This window comes from Sporichthya sp., assembly GCF_013815995.1.
Lineage (GTDB): Bacteria > Actinomycetota > Actinomycetes > Sporichthyales > Sporichthyaceae > Sporichthya.
The window spans coordinates 1-3139 of the sequence record NZ_JACDFE010000344.1; the positions used below are offsets into that span (position 1 = coordinate 1).

Here is a 3139-nt window from a genome sequence, read left to right on the forward strand (position 1 = left end):
GGCGACGGCACCACCGCGGTCGACGCCGCAGGGGTCGCGGTGGCGCCGAGCAGCGCGAGTGCTTCGCCGGCCGACGCCGGGCGCATGTCCGGGTCGGACGCGGTGAGCATGCCGATCAGGACCAGCACGGGCGCGGAAGCGTCCGGGCCTGCGGCATCGCCCAGCAGGACCCCGCACGCGAACAGGTCCGCGGCCACGTCGGAGACGCCACCCGCCCTGACCTCAGGCGCCAGGTAGTTCGGCGAGCCGATCGGCCCCTCGGGGTGGACCCGCCCGGGCCCACGCTGGGCACCGATCTTGGAGCTGTGCAGCCGGCCGTCGTTGTCGAGCCGGACGCTGACCGGGTTGAGGTCGCAGTGCAGCGTGCCGTCCGCGTGCAGCGAGGCCAGCATGCCGAGCAGGTCCTGGGCGAGCCGCTCCAACTCGAGCCGCTCCAGCGGACCGGTGCGCAGGCGGTCGGCAAGCGTGCCGCCGAGGTGATCAATTCTCATCGTGACCCCCGTGGTTCCGGTCGCGCTTGGCTTCCCGGGCCTTCTTGCGCTCGGCCTTCTCCTGCGCCTGCGCGGCCTGCTCCGCCGCCCTCTCCTCGGCTTCGCGTTCTTCCATCTGCTGCTTGACGTACTCGGTCAGCCGCTCGCGCAACATCTCGGTGAGCCGCTCGGCCGTCTCCTGCTGGAGCACCTGAACCTGCTCCGGGGACGGCGTGGACACCGGGGTGGGCGTCGGCTCCGGCGTCGCGGTCGGCTCCGGCGTCGGAGTCGGCAGGAGAACCTCGGACAGGACGTCGGCGGCGATCGCGTCGGCATGCGCCAGCAGGCTCGCGGCCTGACTATCCGTCAGATCGCCGGCCTCGACCAGCCGCTGAATCTCGGCCTTGAACGCATCGACGGCAGCGATAGCCGCGTCTCGGTCCTCGGTGTCGGCCGCCGCGCGGACCGCCGCGACCCGCTCGTGCAGGAGCGCCGTCGCCTGAGCGTTGAGCCCGGCGACGCCGCCGTTGCACCCCGCGAGGGCCAGCAGTGCGACCCCCGCGACAAACACCCGGCCGCGTCTGGGCAGCCGCAATCCTCGTTGCGCGTTCATGCGCAGATCCCCTCCGTCGCCCCGTACGCCCCCCGGCGTCGCCCACCTGTGGGCGTCATGACGGTGTACCCGATCTAGATCCACTGAAGCACGCATCGGAGCGTTCGTCCCGGGGTTGGGGCTTTTGTCCGGGTTCGTGAGTCACATTCGCCGGTGTGTTGCTCAGGCTGCCCCCGTCCATACAGTGATGGGCATGTGCCGCAACATTCGGACCCTCCACAACTTCGCCCCGCCCGCGACGCGGGACGAGATCCACGCCGCCGCGCTGCAGTACGTGCGCAAGATCAGTGGGTCGGCCAAACCGTCGGCGGTCAACGCCGAGGCGTTCGACCGCGCGGTCGCGGCGATCACCGCGGTCTCGGAACAGCTGCTCGACGAGCTGACCACCTCGGCGCCGCCGAAGGACCGCGACGTCGAGGCCGCGAAGGCCAGAGTCCGCGCCGTCCGCTACTCCTGACTCAACTTCTGTCGCGCGGCGCGCCTGTCCCGCGTCGTCGATGGGCGCGGCACGCCGCAGAGGATGCGTTCGTCCCCATGGCCTGCGGCGCTGTCTCCGGCGGCTGACACAGTGAGCCGCGACGAGGGGGTGCGGCGATGACTGCAGGCGAACAGGCCCTGGCGCAGGTCCTGGCCAAGCTGTCCGGGCCGGACGCGGTGCCACGGGCCGATCAGGTCGCGGCGGTCGACGCGTTGCTCGGCGGGCAGCGGGTGCTGCTGGTCCAGGCGACCGGGTGGGGCAAGTCGGCGGTGTACTGGGCGGCCGCGTCCGCGCTGCGCGCGCAGGGCCGGGGCCCGACGCTGGTGATCTCCCCGCTGCTGGCCCTGATGCGCGACCAGGTCACCGCGGCCGAACGGGCGGGTCTGCGGGCGGCGACGGTGAACTCCGCGAACGTCGACGACTGGCAGGAGGTCTTCGACGCGCTCGAGGCCGGCGCGGTCGATGTCCTGCTGGTCTCGCCGGAGCGGCTGGCCAACCCACGCTTCGCCGACAAGGCGCTGCCGCTGCTGGCCGGCGCCGGCCTGCTGGTCGTCGATGAGGCGCACTGCATCTCCGACTGGGGCTTCGACTTCCGCCCCGACTACCAACGCCTCACCCGGCTGCTCGCCCAGCTCGCCGAGAGCGCCCCGGTCCTCGCGACCACCGCGACGGCGAACGCCCGGGTCACCGAGGACGTCGCGGCCCAGCTCGGTCCGGACACCCTGGTGCTGCGCGGGCCGCTGGCCCGGGCGACCCTCAAGCTTTCGGTGGTACCCGGCCTCGGCGGCGTCGAGCGGTTCGCCTGGGTCTCCGAGGCGCTGGCGACCCTCCCCGGGTCCGGGATCGTCTATGCACTCACCGTCGACAACGCGACCTCGCTGGCGGAGTTTCTGCGCGGCCAGGGTCACCGCGTCGCGGCCTACACCGGGCAGACGCCGCCGGAGGAACGCGCGCAGATCGAGGCCGCGCTGCGAGCCAACGAGGTGAAGGCGGTGGTCGCGACCTCGGCGCTGGGCATGGGCTACGACAAGCCCGACCTCGGCTTCTGCGTCCATGTCGGGTCACCGGACTCCCCGGTCGCGTACTACCAACAGGTCGGCCGCGCGGGACGCGCACTGCCGCCGGAACTCGCCGCCCAGGGCGCGGTCGGGGTGCTGCTGCCGGCCGCGGAGTCCGACCCCCGGATCTGGGACTACTTCGCGACCGCGACCATCCCGGACCCGCAGGCCGCGCGACAGGTACTGGGACTGCTCGATGCGCTCGCCGAGGCAGAGGGTCCCGGCGCCGCGATGTCGGTGCCCGCGATCGAGGCCGAGACCGGGCTGCGCCGCGGTCGCCTGGAGGCGCTGCTGAAGACGATGCACGTCGACGGCGCGGTCGAGCGGGTCGGCGGCGGCTGGCGCAGCACGGGTGCGGGCTGGATCTACGACGCCGAGAAGTACGACCGGATCGTCGCGGCCCGCCGGTCCGAGGCCGACCTGATGCGCACCTACGCCCAGGGCGCGCGCTGCCTGATGGACGTCCTCACCGAGGCCCTCGACGACCCGCACGCCGGGGCCTGCGGCCGGTGCTCGGTCT

At 72.9% G+C, this 3139-nt stretch carries 3 protein-coding genes and 1 pseudogene; 2 read left to right on the plus strand and 2 right to left on the minus strand.

Features of this window, described 5'->3' with window-relative positions:
* Together H0X00_RS22960 and H0X00_RS22965 are read right to left on the minus strand one after the other, a co-directional pair.
* Positions 1 to 491: pseudogene (locus H0X00_RS22960) on the minus strand (hypothetical protein); the annotation flags it as partial.
* The gene (locus tag H0X00_RS22965; RefSeq protein ID WP_293775114.1) at positions 481 to 1083 is read right to left on the minus strand and encodes a hypothetical protein; all 603 of its coding nucleotides are present in this window, start codon (positions 1081 to 1083) and stop codon (positions 481 to 483) included. The gene H0X00_RS22965 and the pseudogene H0X00_RS22960, both read right to left, overlap by 11 nt.
* Positions 1084 to 1276: 193 nt before the next feature.
* Between H0X00_RS22965 and H0X00_RS22970 the strand changes: the two genes are divergently transcribed.
* Both H0X00_RS22970 and H0X00_RS22975 read left to right on the plus strand, forming a co-directional pair.
* On the plus strand, positions 1277 to 1540 hold the full coding sequence (locus tag H0X00_RS22970) for a DUF2277 domain-containing protein (RefSeq protein ID WP_293775116.1): 264 nt from the start codon (positions 1277 to 1279) through the stop codon (positions 1538 to 1540).
* 137 nt (positions 1541 to 1677) lie between these two features.
* Positions 1678 to 3139 (plus strand): DEAD/DEAH box helicase (locus H0X00_RS22975; RefSeq protein WP_293775118.1); only part of this gene is annotated, 1462 nt, incomplete at its 3' end.

What these genes read in the sequence shown, in the direction of transcription:
- H0X00_RS22965 (WP_293775114.1), bottom strand. Translation starts at nt 1,083, where the DNA reads ATGAACGCGCAACGAGGATTGCGGCTGCCCAGACGCGGCCGGGTGTTT.
- H0X00_RS22970 (WP_293775116.1), top strand. Translation starts at nt 1,277, where the DNA reads ATGTGCCGCAACATTCGGACCCTCCACAACTTCGCCCCGCCCGCGACG.